The sequence below is a fragment of the Bacillus sp. X1(2014) genome (genome assembly GCF_007678255.1).
The window spans coordinates 1-385 of record NZ_VEED01000064.1 but is presented as its reverse complement, the minus strand read 5'-3'; the positions used below and the strand labels follow the sequence as shown (position 1 = coordinate 385).

At 35.6% G+C, this 385-nt stretch carries 1 protein-coding gene; it reads right to left on the bottom strand.

The window, feature by feature from the left end; genetic code table 11:
• Positions 1-35 precede the first annotated feature (35 nt).
• On the bottom strand, positions 36-245 hold the full coding sequence (locus FS608_RS29770; RefSeq protein WP_260871875.1) for a hypothetical protein: 210 nt from the start codon (positions 243-245) through the stop codon (positions 36-38).
• Positions 246-385 lie beyond the last annotated feature (140 nt).

The window sequence follows — 385 nt, the reverse complement described above, 5'->3', positions numbered from 1 at the left end:
AACTACTTTTCTCAGTATTTCATTCAAAAACGATATTATAATTCTGTCGATGGGGCTTGTGATGACTTTTCTACTTGAGTTACGGCAGTTAAAGCAGACGAAATTTCGTTCGAAGCCTGTTTAATCGCTTCCTGAGCAAGTGTAGGATCTGAATTTACCTTTTCAATTGCTTTAGTTAACAATTCCTGCGTGAGTGTTACATTTGCTTTTGCTCGATTTAGTTGATTTACATCAATTTGAGTCATGGGAATCTCTCCTTTTGTTTTAAATTACTTCTATATAATCACCCTACATTTAATTTTTATTAAAGGTAAAAACTACCTCAAAATTGAAAAGGGGGTATCGCCGCGGTAGTCCCAATCTTCAACTCTTGCACCCGTTAGTT

Excerpts from the sequence above, each read along its gene's own strand:
- FS608_RS29770 (WP_260871875.1), bottom strand. The coding sequence starts at position 245 with ATGACTCAAATTGATGTAAATCAACTAAATCGAGCAAAAGCAAATGTA.